Genomic DNA, 13,472 nt, shown 5'->3' on the forward strand with positions numbered 1-13,472 from the left:
CACGGCCCAACTTTATACGCTTCCTTAACTTCACAACTTTGTGAAATCCGCGTACGTTCGGAAACATGACGAAGGCCATCACCGTGTCCGGACTGCACAAGTCGTTCGGACGGACACACGCACTGGACGGGCTCGACCTCGCCGTGGAGGCGGGCGAGGTCCATGGCTTCCTCGGGCCCAACGGCGCCGGGAAGTCCACCACCATCCGGGTCCTGCTGGGACTGCTCCGGGCCGACTCGGGCGCGGCGCAGCTGCTCGGGAAGGACCCCTGGCACGACGCCGTGGAGCTGCACCGGCGCCTGGCCTATGTGCCGGGCGACGTGGAGCTGTGGCCGGGACTCACCGGCGGCGAGGCCATCGACCTGCTCTCGCGGCTGCGCGGCGGGGCCGACAGGCGGCGCCGCGACGAGCTGACCGAGCGCTTCGGCCTCGACCCGACGAAGAAGGGCCGCGCCTACTCGAAGGGCAACCGCCAGAAGGTGGCCATCGTCGCCGCGCTGGCCTCCGACGCGGAGCTGCTCCTCCTGGACGAGCCGACCGCCGGGCTCGACCCCCTCATGGAGGTCGTCTTCCAGGACGTGATCCTGCAGGCGAAGGCCGCGGGCAGGACCGTGCTGCTCTCCAGCCACGTCCTCGCCCAGGTGGAGAGGCTCGCCGACCGGGTCAGCATCATCCGGCTCGGCAGGACCGTGCAGTCCGGTTCGCTGAGCGAGCTGCGGCATCTGACGCGTACGACCGTCGAGGCCGAGACCGACCGGCCCGCCGCCGGGCTCGACCGGCTGCCCGGCGTGCACTCCGTGGAGGTCACCGCCGACGGTGCCGGGGGCCGGGTGCGGTTCACCGTGGACGGCGGCCACCTCGACACCGCCGTGCGTGAGCTCGCCGGATTCGGCGTACGCAGCCTGATCAGCCATCCGCCGACCCTGGAGGAGCTGATGCTCCGCCACTACGGCGACGAGCTCGCCGCCGACGGTCACGGGGGCGCACCCGTCGGCCGCGGCAACGGGGACGCGCGGTGAGCGCCGCGACCACCGCCACCAGGGCGCCCGCGCCGGCCCGCGCCCTGACCGCCGCCGGAACGCTGGCCGGCACCCGCACCCTGATCGGGTTCGCCCTGCGGCGCGACCGCGTGCGGCTCCCCGTATGGGTCCTCGCCCTGTTCCTCACAACCCTCTCCATCGCGGGCAACTACCGCACGCTGTACGCCGGTCCGGAGGACCGCGCCTCCGTCGCCGCGACGATGGACAGCCCGGCCGGACTCGCCATGACCGGGCCCCGCCACTACCTCGACGCCTACGGCTTCGGGGCGATGACGGGCCACCAGATGCTCGGCTTCATGGCCGTCCTGGTCGCCCTCATGAGCATCCTGACCGTCACCCGGCACACCCGCGACGAGGAGGAGACCAACCGCGCCGAGCTGGTCCGCTCCACCGTCGTCGGACGGCACGCGCAGCTGGCCGCCGCCCTGTCGGTCGCGGTGCTCGCCGACCTGGTCCTCGCCCTGCTCCTGGCCGTCGGCCTCGCGGCGATGGGCCTCGGCGCCGGCGGCTCGCTGCTCTACGGGGCCTCGCACGCCGCCGTGGGCATCGTCTTCGCGTCCGTCGCCGCGGTGACCGCACAGATCACCGCGCACACCCGGGGCGCGTCCGGCACGGCCCTCGCCGTCGTCGGCCTCGCCTACGTCCTGCGGGCCGCCGGGGACGCGGGCGGCGCCGACGCGCTCTCCTGGCTCTCCCCCATCGGCTGGGTCCAGCGCACCTACGTCTATGTGGACGACCGCTGGTGGCCCCTGCTGCTCTGCCTGGCGCTCGCCGTGCTCTGCGCCGGAGCGGGCTTCGTCCTGTCGACCCGGCGCGACGTGGGCGCGGGCCTCCGGGCCTCCAGGGCCGGCCGCCCGGTGGCCTCCGGCGCGCTGACCCGGCCGCTCGGCTTCGCCCTGCGGCTGCACCGCTCGATGCTGGCCGGCTTCGGGGCGGGCGTGTTCCTGATGGGGGCGATGTACGGATCGATCCTCGGCCGGGCCGACGACATGCTGAAGGACATCGACCAGATCCAGGAGGCGCTCCGGAGGACCGGCGGGGCGACGACGGCCGAGTCCTTCGCCTCCATGGTGATGGTGGTCCTCGCCGTCGTCGCCTCGGTGTACGCCGTGACGGCCGCCTTGCGCCCCCTGGCCGAGGAGAACGCGGGCCGCGCCGAACCCCTCCTGGCGACCGGGCTGTCCCGTACCAGGTGGGCGGGCAGCCATCTCGCCGTCTCGCTGGCGGGCGGCACGTTCCTGCTGCTCCTCGCCGGGCTCGGCATCGGCGTCGCGGGGGCGGCCTCGGCCGGCGACTCCGGGCTGGTCCTCTCCCTGACGGGCGCGGCGCTCGCCTACGCACCGGCGCTGTGGGTCACCACCGGGGTTGCCGCGGTCCTGTTCGGCCGGCTGCCCCGGGCGGCCCAGGCCGCATGGGCAGTCCCGGTGTACGCGTTCGTGGCCGGTTACCTGGGCCCGCTGCTCCGGTTCCCCGGCTGGACGAGGAACGTATCGCCCTTCGGCCATGTCCCCCAGCTGCCGTCCGCGGAGATGAGCTGGACACCCCTGGCCGTCCTCACGCTGGTCGCCGCCGCCCTGATCCTGCTCGGGCTGGAGGGCTTCCGGCGGCGGGACCTGCGGACCACGTAGGGAACCGGCCACGGTGCGCGCACGTCCTGACGCGTATGGAACAACGTGACGCGGCGGGGTACGGCGGTTGCGCGACGGCGGCACTCGGGGCGGCCACCGCACTCTTCGTCTGGGGCTCGTCCCGGCGCACCGGCATCCACATGGGCGGCGGCTTCGAGGGGGAGGGCGCGGACATCTCCGTCCTGTGGACGGAGATGCCCCTCGTCCTGCTCGCCGGGGCCCTGATCCCCCCGGTCACCTGGCTGCTGACCCTGCGTCTGCTGCGCGGGCGGGGGCCCCTGCGCGCCCGGGTCCTCGTGGCGGCCGCGTGCACCGCCGGCGTGCTCGTCGCGTCCACATGGGCCCTGCACACCTGGTCGAACCCGTACGACCCGGACAGCGTACGGCTGTCCGGTGTGCTCCTCTCAGATCTCGACCAGTAGCTCCCGCAGCCCCCGGATCACGTAACCCGGCTTCCACTGCGGCTCCGCCGTCAGCCGCATCCCGGGTGCCCGGCGCAGCAGCTCACCGAACGAGGCCGCGAGTTCGAGGCGGGCCAGCGGGGCGCCCAGGCAGTAGTGGATACCCGCGCCGAAGGAGATGTGCGGGTTGTCCTGCCGGGACAGGTCCAGCGTCTCCGCGTCCGCGAAGCGCTCCGGGTCGCGGTTGGCCGACGCGAAGAGCAGAGCGACCTGCGCACCACGCGGGATGACGGTGCCGTCGATCTCGATGTCGTCCAGGACCCACCGCGCGAACATGGGCACCGGGGTGTCGTAGCGCAGCAGTTCCTCCACCGCGGTCGGCAGCAGGCTGTGGTCGGCCCGGAGGGCGGCCAACTGCTCGGGGTGCCGGAAGAGCATCCACCAGCTGTTGGCGGTGGCGTTGACGGTGGCCTCGTGCCCCGCGTTGAGGAGCAGCACACAGGTGGAGATGATCTCCTGCTCCGTCAGCCGGTCCTCGTCGTCGTGGGCGGCGATGAGCCCGGAGATCAGATCCGTCCCCGGGTCCGCGCGCCGTGCGGCGATCAGTTCGCGCAGATAGCCGGAGAACTCGACGGACGCCTGGACGGCGGCCCGGGCGGTCTCCTCCGGCGGGTTCAGTTCGAACATCCCGCAGATCGCCGCCGACCACGGACGCAGCAGCGCCCGGTCGGCCTCCGGGACTCCGAGCATCTCGGCGATGACGGCCACCGGCAGCGGCTCGGCGACCGCCGTCAGCAGATCGCCGCCGCCCGCCTCGACGAAGTCGTCGACCAGCCCGGCGGCCAGCCGCTCCACGGTCGGGGCGAGCGCCTCGACCCGCCGGGGTGTGAACGCCTTGGCGACCAGCCGCCGGATCCGGGTGTGGTCGGGGGCCTCCAGGTCGAGGATCCCGTGCCCGTTGAGCGTGTGGAACGGTTCGTGAGCGGCGGGCGGCGCGCTGACGCCGAACTCGTCGTGGCTGAACCGGTGGAGGTAGGTCCGGCCCAGCCGCCGGTCGCGCAGCAGCCCGGACACATCGGAGTAGTGCGGGACGAGCCACTGCCGGGTCGGCTCGAACCAGTGCGCCCGGCCGGTGGCGCGCAGCGCGGTGTAGGCGGGGTAGGGGTCGGCGACGAACGCCGGGGACCAGGGGTCGAAGGACACGTGCATGAGCCGACGCTATCCGGGCGTGACGAGCCTCGCCTCGTACGCGAACACGGCCGCCTGGGTGCGGTCCCGCAGCCCCAGCTTCACCAGGATGCGGCTGACGTGGGTCTTGATGGTCGACTCGGCGACCACCAGGTGCGAGGCGATCTCCAGGTTCGAAAGACCCTGGGCGATCAGCACGAGCACCTCCGTCTCCCGCTCGGTGAGGTCACCGATCCTGGCCATCGCGGGCGGCCGCGGCGCCTCGGCGATCTTGGAGAACTCGGTGATCAGCCGCCGGGTCACCGTCGGCGCGAGCAGCGCCTCGCCGGACGCCACCACCCGTACGCCCTCGGCGAGCTGCCGCGCCGAGGCGTCCTTCAGCAGGAAGCCGGAGGCGCCGGCCCGCAGGGCCTGGTACACGTACTCGTCGAGGTCGAACGTGGTCAGGACGAGCACCTTGGCGTCCGCGTCGGCGGCGACGATCTCCCGGGTCGCCTCGATGCCGTTGAGCTCGGGCATGCGAATGTCCATCAGGACCACGTCGGGCCGCAGCGCGGCGACCTGCGAGACGGCCTGCCGGCCGTCGACGGCCTCGCCGACGACCTCGATGCCCGGCATCGCGTTGAGCAGGACGGAGAATCCCTCGCGGACCATCATCTGGTCGTCGACGATCAGGACCCGGATGGGCGACTCGGTCACGCGCCCTCACCGTCCTCCGTGCTCTCGCGCTGGGCCGGCACGGGCAGGTACACGGCGACCTCGTACCCGCCGTCCCCGGTCTCCCCCGCGGTCATCTCCCCGTTCAGCATCGCGACCCGCTCCCGCATCCCCGTGATCCCGTGCCCGGCGCCGGGCGACGGCTTGACCAGCCCCCGCGCGGGCCCGTTGACGACACGCAGCCCGAGCCCGCCGAGCACATAGCCGATCTCCACCTTGGCGGCGGCGCCCGGCGCGTGCCGGAGCGTGTTGCTCAGCGCCTCCTGGACGATCCGGTACGCCGACAGCTCGACGCCCTGTGGAAGTTCCCGCACCGCCCCGGTGACCGTCTTCTCCGTCTCCAGGCCCGTCTCCCGGACGTTGTCCAGCAGCCGGTCGATCTCGGCGAGGGTGGGCTGCGGGGCGTCCGGCGCCTCGTAGTCCTCCGCCCGTACGACGCCGAGGACGCGGCGCAGCTCGGTGAGCGCGGCGACGGCGTTCTCCCGGATGGTGACGAACGCCTGCTCCAGCTCGGGCGGCGGATTCTCCACCCGGTACGGGGCGGCCTCGGCCTGGATGGCGACGACCGACATGTGGTGGGCGACGACGTCGTGCAGCTCACGGGCGATCGTGGTGCGCTCCTCCAGGAGGGTGCGCCGGTCGCGCTCCACGGCGGTGACGGTGCGCTGCACGGTCACCTCCCGCTGGGCGTCGCGGCGCACCTGCACCAGGGCGACGAGGAGCAGGGCCAGCGCGGAGGCGATGGCCATGGGCTCGTTGCTGGAGGAGTAGGGCGCGGCGAAGTTCCCCAGGAGGCCCCCGACGAACAGCGTGATCAGCCACATCCAGGCGGCGGTACGCGGCCGGGTCCTCGCCGCGACCACGACCAGCACGCCGAGGTGGCAGGCGAAGGCGCTCGGCCCCCACGGCCAGTCGCCGCTCGTCACCGCCACCAGGGGGGCGAGCGCGATCGACACCCAGAACGCGAGGACGGGGCGGACCAGCGTCATCATCAGCGCCACGGCCGGCAGGAAGGCGGTGATGACGGTGGCTATCCCGAACGGCGAGTAGGTGTTCGCCGAGAAGACGCCCTCCATCAGCGAGATCAGCGCGACCATGCCCACCACCGCGTGGGGGAACCAGATGACGCCCTTCCGGAAACTCCTCGGCAGGCGCCGGATCACCGGCCCGTCCGTGCCCAGCGGGCTCAGCGGGCGGTAGTCGAGCACGTTCTGGAACAGGTCCTGCCGCAGGCCTTCTATCGCCCCGGCGGCCACCCGGTGCTCCGGGCTTCGTGTCTTCGTCTCGGTCACGCTTACACGGTAGGCGCGGCCCCAGGCCCCGTCGTCAGCAGTGATACGGATCCTTCGCCGTCCGTCGCAAGTACTACCAGGCCAGCTGGGCGAGCTCCTCGGCCACCACGGCGCAGGCGTCCGCCGAGGGGTCGATCAGCGGGAAGTGCCCCACTCCGTCCAGCAGGGTCAGCCCCACCATCTCCCCGGCCTTCGCCGCGGCGTCCACGAACGCCTCCGTCACGGCTTGCGGCACGGTGATGTCGTCCACCCCCTGGACGACGGCCGTCGCGATCCCGGTCGGCAGCAGCACGGCCGGATCGACGTGCGCGCTCCGCGCCTCGAAGTCGTCCGCCCCGCCGAGAAGTTGGTGCAGCGCACCCGAGCAGACGTTCAGCTCCACGGCGCTCGCGAAGTCCCCGATCGGCGCCAGCGCGACCACCCCGCGCAGCGGCGGCGCGGCGGGCAGCCGCCACGGCGACCCCTCGGGGAGCACGTGCCGCGCGGCCGCCCACAGGGCGAGCTGTCCGCCGGCCGAGTGCCCGGTGACCACGGTCTTGCGCAGATCCGCCCCCGGCAGCTCCCGGGCAACCAGCGCCGGCAGGGCGTCCATCGCGGCGGCCACGTCGTCGAAGGTCTCGGGCCAGCGGCCCGCCACCGGTCCCGCCGTGCCCTGTTGCGGGATCTCACCGCCGCGCCGGTACTCGACGCTGGCGACGGCGAAGCCGCGCCGCGCGAGGAAGTCCGCGAACGGCGACACGTGCTGCCGGTCGTACGGTGCCCGCCAGGCGCCGCCGTGCAGCAGGACCACGAGCGGCGCGCCGGTACGGCCGTCCCTCGGCGCGAAGAAGTCGATCACCTGGTCGGGGTGGCTTCCATAGGCCGCGGACCCGTCGGGGGCGACCACCGGATGGGCGAACGCCGACTCGGTCTCGGCGGCGTCCCGCTCACGCGCGGCAGAATCCGACATGCTGCTCCAACCGTCCTGGGCCCGTGCCCAACTGGACCGACCTGCGGGGACGGTACCAGTACCGCGGACCGCCGCCGCACGGGCCCGGAGCGCGGACCCGTACGGCGGCGGGGAGTTCAGACCGCCAGCACCTCGGCGAGGATCCGCGCCGCCCGCTCCGCGTCGGCGAAACCGACGTACAGCGGGGTGAAACCGAAGCGCAGGATGTCCGGGCGGCGCAGGTCGCCGACCACACCGCGCTCGACGAGCGCGCCCATCACCCGCTCCGTCTCCTCCGCGTCCACGCAGCGCAGCGAGACCTGGCTGCCGCGCTCCGCGTGCGCGGCCGGGGTGACCGGGGTGACCCGGCCCTCGGGGACGTACGCGGCGACGCACTCCAGGAAGAAGTCCGTCAGCGCCAGGGACTTGGCCCGCACCGCGTCCACCGAGACCCCGTCCCAGACGTCCAGCGACGCGTCCAGGGACAGCATGGACAGGATGTCCGGGGTGCCGACCCGGCCCCGTACGGAACCTTCCGCGGGGGTGTATCCGGAGGTCATCGCGAACGGGTCGGCGTGCGAGGTCCAGCCGGGCAGGGGCGAGTCGAAGTCCTCCTGGTGGCGCTCGGCGACGTACAGGTAGGCCGGCGAACCGGGCCCGCCGTTGAGGTACTTGTACGTGCAGCCGACGGCCAGGTCGACGCCGTGCGCGTCCAGCCCCACGGGCAGGGCGCCCGCGCTGTGGCACAGGTCCCATACGGCGAGGGCGCCCGCCCCGTGGACGGCGGCGGTGAGACCGGGCAGGTCGTGGAGCCTGCCCGAGCGGTAGTCCACGTGGTTCAGCAGGACAGCGGCCGTACGGGGGCCGAGCGCGGCCGGTACGTCGGCCGGCGCCACCGGGACGACACGGTGGCCGGTCATCCGGGCCGCCGACGCGGCGATGTACCCGTCGGTGGGGAACGTCGACGCGTCGACCAGGATCTCGTCACGCCCTTCGCCCGCCAGGCGGGTCGCGGCGACGACCGCCTTGAAGACGTTCACGCTGGTGGAGTCGCCCACCACGATCTGCCCCGCGGCCGCCCCGACCAGCGGGGCGATGCGGTCGCCGATCCGCTCGGGCGCGGTCCACCAGCCGCTCTCGTCCCAGGAGCGGATGCGCAGCGAGCCCCACTGACGGGCGATGACGTCCTGCATCCGGGCGGGGACGTGGCGGGGCAGCGCCCCCAGCGAGTTGCCGTCGAGGTAGACGGTGTCGTCGAGGGTGAACAGCTCACGCAGGGCGGCCAGTTCGTCGGCGGTGTCGAGCGCCTCGGCGCGCTCCTTGAAGTCAGACATGGCTACGCGCCGTCCACAGCTCGGGGAACACGCTCTTGGTGGCCCGCTTCTCCAGCCAGGCGACGCCGGCGGACCCGCCGGTGCCGGTCTTCGAACCCATCGCCCGGCGGGTGGCGGTCAGATGGTCGTTGCGCCAGCGCCACACCAGCTCGCCGACGTCGGTCAGCACCTCGCCCAGCCGTACGAGCTCGGCGTTCTGGTCGGGGCCGGCGTAGATCTCCGCCCAGGCGGCCTCGACCGCGGGGGACGGCTCGTACTTCTGCGAGAGGTCCCGCTCCAGCACCGACTGCGGCACGGCGTACCCGCGCCGGGCGAGCAGGGCGAGCGTCTCGTCGTACAGTCCGGGCTCGTGGAGCGCCTTCTCCAGCTCGGCGTGGACCCGGGGTGCGCCCCGGTGCGGCACGAGCATGGAGGCGGACTTGTCGCCCAGCAGGAATTCCATCCGGCGGTACATCGCCGACTGGAAGCCGGACCCCTCGCCGAGGGAGCCGCGGTAGGAGTTGAACTGGGCGGGGGTCAGGCCGGCCAGCGGCTTCCAGGAGGCGTTCAGCGCCTCCAGCTCCCGCAGCGAGCGCTTCAGAGCGTCCCGGGCGACCGGTACGCGGTCCTCGCGCAGGGCGTGCGCCGCCGTCTCCCACTCATGGACGATGACCGTGAACCACAGCTCCATGACCTGGGTGGTGACCAGGAAGACCATCTCGCCGGGATCGTCCGAGCGCAGGTGCTGGAGGTGGGTCAGGACGTCCGCCTGGACGTAGTCCTCGTACGGAGTCGTTCCCGCGAAGTCCAGGTGCGGGGTCTCCGCACCGGTGGCTTCGGGGTCGGGGTGGAACGTAGACATTTCTGTCTCCTCGACACGAGCTTCCGGGTAGCGGTCCGCCCCTTCCTCTGAGGTGGTGGAGCTCCGGTCCCCTGCTCGGCATCCTAACGGCCTTCCGCGGGACGCGCCGGGGCCCCGCGGGCTGCTGCCCGCGGGGCCCCGGAGGGAGGCGTCGTCTCAGCCCAGGATGTCGGCGGCGGTCTGCGAGGAGTCGCGCAGGAACGTCGAGCAGCGCTCGTACTCCTCCTGCTCACCGATCGCCTGCGCGGCCCGCGCGAGGGCGTGCAGGGCGCGCAGGAAGCCGCGGTTCGGCTCGTGCTCGAACGGGACGGGGCCGTGGCCCTTCCAGCCCGCGCGGCGCAGGGAGTCGAGGCCGCGGTGGTAGCCGGTGCGTGCGTACGCGTACGACTCGACGACCCGGCCGCCCTCGAACGCCTCGTCGGCGAGCTGCGCCCAGGCCAGCGACGACGTGGGGTACTTCGCGGCGACATCGGCGGGCGCCGTGCCGGCGGCGAGCAGCTCACGCGGCTCCGGGTCGTCGGGCAGATGGGTCGGGGCGGGGCCCCCGAGCAGGTTCTCGTGGATGGACATGGTTCAAGTGTGCCTGGGCGGAGCTTCCGGCTCCAAGGGCGGGGCGGTGACGCCGCAGTGCATCGTGCACGCGGGCTGCGCCTCGTGCCCGGGCTCCGGGGCCTTCCGCAGCACCCACCAGGCGATCACCGCACCCGCCACCAGCAGCCCCGCGCACATCGGCATGGCCCGCCGGAACGTCGAGGCGAACTCCCCCGCGTCGCGGTACGCCTCCGGGCCCATCCCGGCCAGCAGCGGGAGCGCGGCCACCGCGAGCAGCCCGGCGGCCCGCGCGGCCGCGTTGTTGATGCCGCTGGCCAGCCCGGCCCGGCCGGTGTCCACGGCGGCCAGGACCGACGCGGTGAGCGGCGCCACGAGGGTGACCATGCCGAGGCCCAGCACCAGCACCGCGGGCAGGACGTCCCATACGTACGAGGCGCCGGGGCCGACCCGCAGCATCAGGAGCATCCCGGTGGCCGCCAGCAGCGGGCCGACGGTGAGCGGGAGCCGCGGCCCGATACGCCGCCCGAGGTCACCCGCCGACGCGGAGAAGAGCAGCATCAGCACCGTCGTGGGCAGGAGCGCGGTGCCCGCGCCGAGCGCCGAGAATCCGGCGACCACCTGGAGCTGGATCGCGGACAGGAAGAAGAACCCGCCCAGGGCCGCGTACACACAGAACGTCACGATGTTGACGGCCGTGAACTGCCGCGACGCGAAGATCGACGGCGGCACCATGGGATCCTCCCGGCGCCGCTCCACCCGTACGAACGCCGCCCCCAGGACCACACCGCCGAGCGCCGCACCGATCACCATGACGGACGCGCCCTGCTCCGGCACCTCGATCAGCGCGTACGTGACCAGGGCGAGCGCCAGCGCGGCGAGGGCGGCACCGAGGACGTCGAACCGGCCGTGGGCGTCCGGGTCCCGGGACTCCGGTACGTGGCGCAGGGCCACGGGCACACAGACCGCGGCGATCGGCAGATTGAGCAGGAACACCCACCGCCAGCCGGGCCCGTCCACCAGCCACCCGCCGAGGAACGGCCCGACCGCCGCCCCGACCCCGCCGAGCCCGGACCAGAGCCCCACGGCACGGGCCCGGTCGTCGGGGTGGAAGCTCGCCTGGATGATCGCCAGCGAACCGGGGGTGAGCAGCGCGCCCCCGACCCCCTGCAACGCCCGCGCGACGACCAGCACCCCCGCGTTCGGCGCGATCCCGCACAGCAGCGAGGCCACGGCGAACCAGACCACCCCCACGACGAACACCCGCCGCCGCCCGAACCGGTCCCCCAGCGCACCTCCGAGCAGGATCAGCCCCGCCAGGGTGAGCATGTAGGCGTTGACGGTCCACTGCAGGGCGGCCAGATCGGTACCGAGGTCCTCGCCGATGCGGGGCAGGGCCACATTGATGACCGTGGAGTCGAGCAGAGCCATGCTGGACCCGAGCACGGTGGTCAGGACGACCCACCGCCCCACGGGCGAGGCCACCCGGATCCCGTCCTCGCCCCCGTCGACGTCAGTCATAGGAGCAGCATCACCGCTGGACCACGAGCAGGCCATCCGGAACCCGCCCCCGGCCACCCTCCAACCCCTCCGCCCCGCCCTCCAGCCCCTCCGCCCCCCAGCCCCTCCGGCGTTTGAGGAGCGGGGTCCGGGGCGGAGCCCCGGTTTCGGGAAGGGGCGGGTAGGGGACAAGCCCCCGCGCAGCGGCCCCCACCCCCACGGCCCCACCCGAACCGCCCCCAGAACCACGAAGGGCCCGGCCCCCCGAAGGAGACCGGACCCACCCGCGACGTACCGCGATTACTTCAGCTTCGTACCCGAGGACCGCAGATTCGCACAGGCCTCAGTCACCCGCACAGCCATCCCCGCCTCAGCGGACTTCCCCCAGCTACGCGGGTCGTAGACCTTCTTGTTGCCGACCTCGCCGTCGACCTTCAGCACGCCGTCGTAGTTGCGGAACATGTGGTCCACGATCGGGCGGGTGAAGGCGTACTGCGTGTCGGTGTCGAGGTTCATCTTCACGACGCCGTTCTCCAGCGCGGTAGCGATCTCCTCGGCCGTGGAGCCCGACCCACCGTGGAAGACGAAGTCGAACGGCTGGCTGCCGGCCGGCTGGCCGTACTTGGCGGCGACACCCTGCTGGAGGTCCTTGAGGAGCTCCGGGCGCAGGACGACGTTGCCCGGCTTGTAGACGCCGTGGACGTTGCCGAAGGACGCGGCCAGCAGGTAGCGCCCCTTCTCGCCCAGGCCCAGCGCCTCGGCCGTACGCAGCGCGTCGTCGACGGTCGTGTACAGCTCGTCGTTGATCTCGTGCGTGACGCCGTCCTCCTCGCCACCGGTCGGGGTGATCTCGACCTCAAGGATGATCTTGGCGGCGGCGGCCTTGGCCAGCAGCTCCTCGCCGATGGCCAGGTTGTCGGCGAGGGTCTCGGCCGAGCCGTCCCACATGTGCGACTGGAACAGCGGGTTCAGACCCTTGGCGACGCGCTCCGCGGAGACGTCGAGCAGCGGACGTACGTAACCGTCCAGCTTGTCCTTGGGGCAGTGGTCGGTGTGCAGCGCGACCGTGATGTCGTACTTGGCGGCGACGATGTGCGCGAACTCGGCGAGGGCTACGGCGCCCGTCACCATGTCCTTGTTGTACTGGCCGCCCAGGAATTCGGCACCACCGGTGGAGATCTGGACGATGCCGTCGCTCTCCGCCTCCGCGAAGCCGCGCAGCGCAGCGTGCAGGGTCTGGGTCGACGTCACATTGATGGCCGGGTAGGCGAACTTGCCTGCCTTCGCCCGGTCGAGCATCTCGGCGTAGACCTCGGGGGTTGCGATGGGCATCTGTCCGCTCCTTGGGATGTGCGGGTGTGCAGTGCTTGGTCCCTGACCTGGGGGCGACGTCATCGTCGCCCTTATCTTCCCAGACTCTCGCTCCGGCTCCACGCTGCCCATCGAGAAGGCGCTGCCGGTTTCACGTGAAACAGGCAGCGCCTCGATGAAGCCCCAGGTCAGCCTAGGTTCAGGCCAGGTCGAGGTCCTCCACGGAGTAGACGTGGACGTACGGCAGACCGGCCTCGGCGATCGCCGGAGCGGCGCCGCGCTCCACGATCACGGCGACGGCCACGACCTCCCCGCCGGCCTCGCGCACCGCCTCGACCGCGGTCAGCGGCGAGCCGCCGGTCGTCGAGGTGTCCTCGACGACGAGGCAGCGACGGCCCCTGACGTCCGTGCCCTCGATGCGGCGCTGCATCCCGTGGGCCTTCTGGGCCTTGCGGACGACGAAGGCGTCCAGGCTCTTCCCACGCGCCGCCGAGGCGTGCAGCATCGACGTGGCCACCGGGTCGGCGCCCAGCGTCAGACCGCCGACGCAGTCGTAGTCCAGCTCGGCGGTGGCGTCCAGCATCACCTGCCCGACCAGCGGAGCGGCCTTGCCGTCCAGCGTGATCCGGCGCAGGTCGATGTACCAGTCGGCTTCCAGACCCGAGGAGAGGGTCACCTTGCCGTGCACCACGGCCTTGTCCTTGATCTGCTGGAGCAGCTCAGCGCGTACGTCAGTCATGTCA

At 72.7% G+C, this 13,472-nt stretch carries 13 protein-coding genes; 3 read left to right on the plus strand and 10 right to left on the minus strand.

The window, feature by feature from the left end; translation table 11 throughout:
* Positions 1 to 65: 65 nt before the first annotated feature.
* The 3 genes from ACIRD8_RS34680 to ACIRD8_RS34690 are packed head-to-tail and all read left to right on the plus strand — an operon-like array spanning position 66 to position 3,090.
* Positions 66 to 1,019 carry an ABC transporter ATP-binding protein gene (locus ACIRD8_RS34680; protein ID WP_404000751.1) on the plus strand — a complete coding sequence of 318 codons (954 nt, stop codon included), beginning with the start codon at positions 66 to 68 and terminating at the stop codon, positions 1,017 to 1,019.
* Positions 1,016 to 2,668, plus strand: a complete 1,653-nt coding sequence (locus ACIRD8_RS34685; protein ID WP_404000754.1) for an ABC transporter permease — start codon at positions 1,016 to 1,018, stop codon at positions 2,666 to 2,668. Before ACIRD8_RS34680 ends, ACIRD8_RS34685 begins: the two co-directional genes overlap by 4 nt.
* 35 nt (positions 2,669 to 2,703) lie before the next feature.
* On the plus strand, positions 2,704 to 3,090 hold the full coding sequence (locus tag ACIRD8_RS34690) for a hypothetical protein (RefSeq protein ID WP_404000757.1): 387 nt from the start codon (positions 2,704 to 2,706) through the stop codon (positions 3,088 to 3,090).
* Here ACIRD8_RS34690 and ACIRD8_RS34695 read toward each other — a convergent pair.
* The 10 genes from ACIRD8_RS34695 to pyrE form a co-directional block, all read right to left on the minus strand.
* Positions 3,073 to 4,278 (minus strand): cytochrome P450, encoded by a 1,206-nt coding sequence (locus ACIRD8_RS34695; RefSeq protein WP_404000760.1) that lies wholly within the window; start codon positions 4,276 to 4,278, stop codon positions 3,073 to 3,075. The genes ACIRD8_RS34690 and ACIRD8_RS34695 overlap by 18 nt on opposite strands.
* Positions 4,279 to 4,287: 9 nt before the next feature.
* Positions 4,288 to 4,956: a response regulator gene (locus ACIRD8_RS34700; RefSeq protein WP_404000763.1), complete on the minus strand. Its 669-nt coding sequence runs from the start codon at positions 4,954 to 4,956 to the stop codon at positions 4,288 to 4,290.
* Complete coding sequence (locus ACIRD8_RS34705) at positions 4,953 to 6,266, minus strand: sensor histidine kinase (protein ID WP_404000766.1); 1,314 nt, start codon at positions 6,264 to 6,266, stop codon at positions 4,953 to 4,955. Before ACIRD8_RS34705 ends, ACIRD8_RS34700 begins: the two co-directional genes overlap by 4 nt.
* A gap of 73 nt (positions 6,267 to 6,339) precedes the next feature.
* Positions 6,340 to 7,215 (minus strand): alpha/beta hydrolase, encoded by an 876-nt coding sequence (locus ACIRD8_RS34710; RefSeq protein ID WP_404000769.1) that lies wholly within the window; start codon positions 7,213 to 7,215, stop codon positions 6,340 to 6,342.
* Between the two features lie 116 nt (positions 7,216 to 7,331).
* The gene (gene kynU / locus ACIRD8_RS34715) at positions 7,332 to 8,528 is read right to left on the minus strand and encodes a kynureninase (RefSeq protein WP_404000772.1); all 1,197 of its coding nucleotides are present in this window, start codon (positions 8,526 to 8,528) and stop codon (positions 7,332 to 7,334) included.
* The gene (locus ACIRD8_RS34720; protein ID WP_404000774.1) at positions 8,521 to 9,369 is read right to left on the minus strand and encodes a tryptophan 2,3-dioxygenase family protein; all 849 of its coding nucleotides are present in this window, start codon (positions 9,367 to 9,369) and stop codon (positions 8,521 to 8,523) included. Before ACIRD8_RS34720 ends, kynU begins: the two co-directional genes overlap by 8 nt.
* Before the next feature lie 156 nt (positions 9,370 to 9,525).
* A complete protein-coding gene (locus ACIRD8_RS34725; RefSeq protein ID WP_404000777.1) occupies positions 9,526 to 9,939 on the minus strand; it encodes a DUF3151 domain-containing protein in 414 nt (137 codons plus the stop codon).
* A gap of 3 nt (positions 9,940 to 9,942) precedes the next feature.
* Positions 9,943 to 11,439 carry a DHA2 family efflux MFS transporter permease subunit gene (locus tag ACIRD8_RS34730; RefSeq protein ID WP_404000780.1) on the minus strand — a complete coding sequence of 499 codons (1,497 nt, stop codon included), beginning with the start codon at positions 11,437 to 11,439 and terminating at the stop codon, positions 9,943 to 9,945.
* A 279-nt stretch (positions 11,440 to 11,718) separates the two neighbouring features.
* Positions 11,719 to 12,750, minus strand: a complete 1,032-nt coding sequence (fbaA, locus tag ACIRD8_RS34735; protein WP_383185943.1) for a class II fructose-bisphosphate aldolase — start codon at positions 12,748 to 12,750, stop codon at positions 11,719 to 11,721.
* 178 nt (positions 12,751 to 12,928) lie between these two features.
* Entirely contained in the window at positions 12,929 to 13,468 is a 540-nt protein-coding gene (gene pyrE, locus ACIRD8_RS34740) for an orotate phosphoribosyltransferase (RefSeq protein ID WP_404000783.1), read from the minus strand.
* Positions 13,469 to 13,472: the final 4 nt, after the last annotated feature.

Source organism: Streptomyces sp. NPDC102451, assembly GCF_044765485.1.
In the GTDB taxonomy this organism is placed as follows: Bacteria; Actinomycetota; Actinomycetes; order Streptomycetales; family Streptomycetaceae; genus Streptomyces.

What these genes read in the sequence shown, in the direction of transcription:
- ACIRD8_RS34720 (WP_404000774.1), bottom strand. Translation starts at nt 9,369, where the DNA reads ATGTCTACGTTCCACCCCGACCCCGAAGCCACCGGTGCGGAGACCCCG.
- kynU (WP_404000772.1), bottom strand. Translation starts at nt 8,528, where the DNA reads ATGTCTGACTTCAAGGAGCGCGCCGAGGCGCTCGACACCGCCGACGAA.
- ACIRD8_RS34695 (WP_404000760.1), bottom strand. Translation starts at nt 4,278, where the DNA reads ATGCACGTGTCCTTCGACCCCTGGTCCCCGGCGTTCGTCGCCGACCCC.
- ACIRD8_RS34710 (WP_404000769.1), bottom strand. Translation starts at nt 7,215, where the DNA reads ATGTCGGATTCTGCCGCGCGTGAGCGGGACGCCGCCGAGACCGAGTCG.
- ACIRD8_RS34725 (WP_404000777.1), bottom strand. Translation starts at nt 9,939, where the DNA reads ATGTCCATCCACGAGAACCTGCTCGGGGGCCCCGCCCCGACCCATCTG.
- pyrE (WP_404000783.1), bottom strand. Translation starts at nt 13,468, where the DNA reads ATGACTGACGTACGCGCTGAGCTGCTCCAGCAGATCAAGGACAAGGCC.
- ACIRD8_RS34730 (WP_404000780.1), bottom strand. Translation starts at nt 11,439, where the DNA reads ATGACTGACGTCGACGGGGGCGAGGACGGGATCCGGGTGGCCTCGCCC.
- ACIRD8_RS34690 (WP_404000757.1), top strand. Translation starts at nt 2,704, where the DNA reads ATGGAACAACGTGACGCGGCGGGGTACGGCGGTTGCGCGACGGCGGCA.
- ACIRD8_RS34680 (WP_404000751.1), top strand. Translation starts at nt 66, where the DNA reads ATGACGAAGGCCATCACCGTGTCCGGACTGCACAAGTCGTTCGGACGG.
- fbaA (WP_383185943.1), bottom strand. Translation starts at nt 12,750, where the DNA reads ATGCCCATCGCAACCCCCGAGGTCTACGCCGAGATGCTCGACCGGGCG.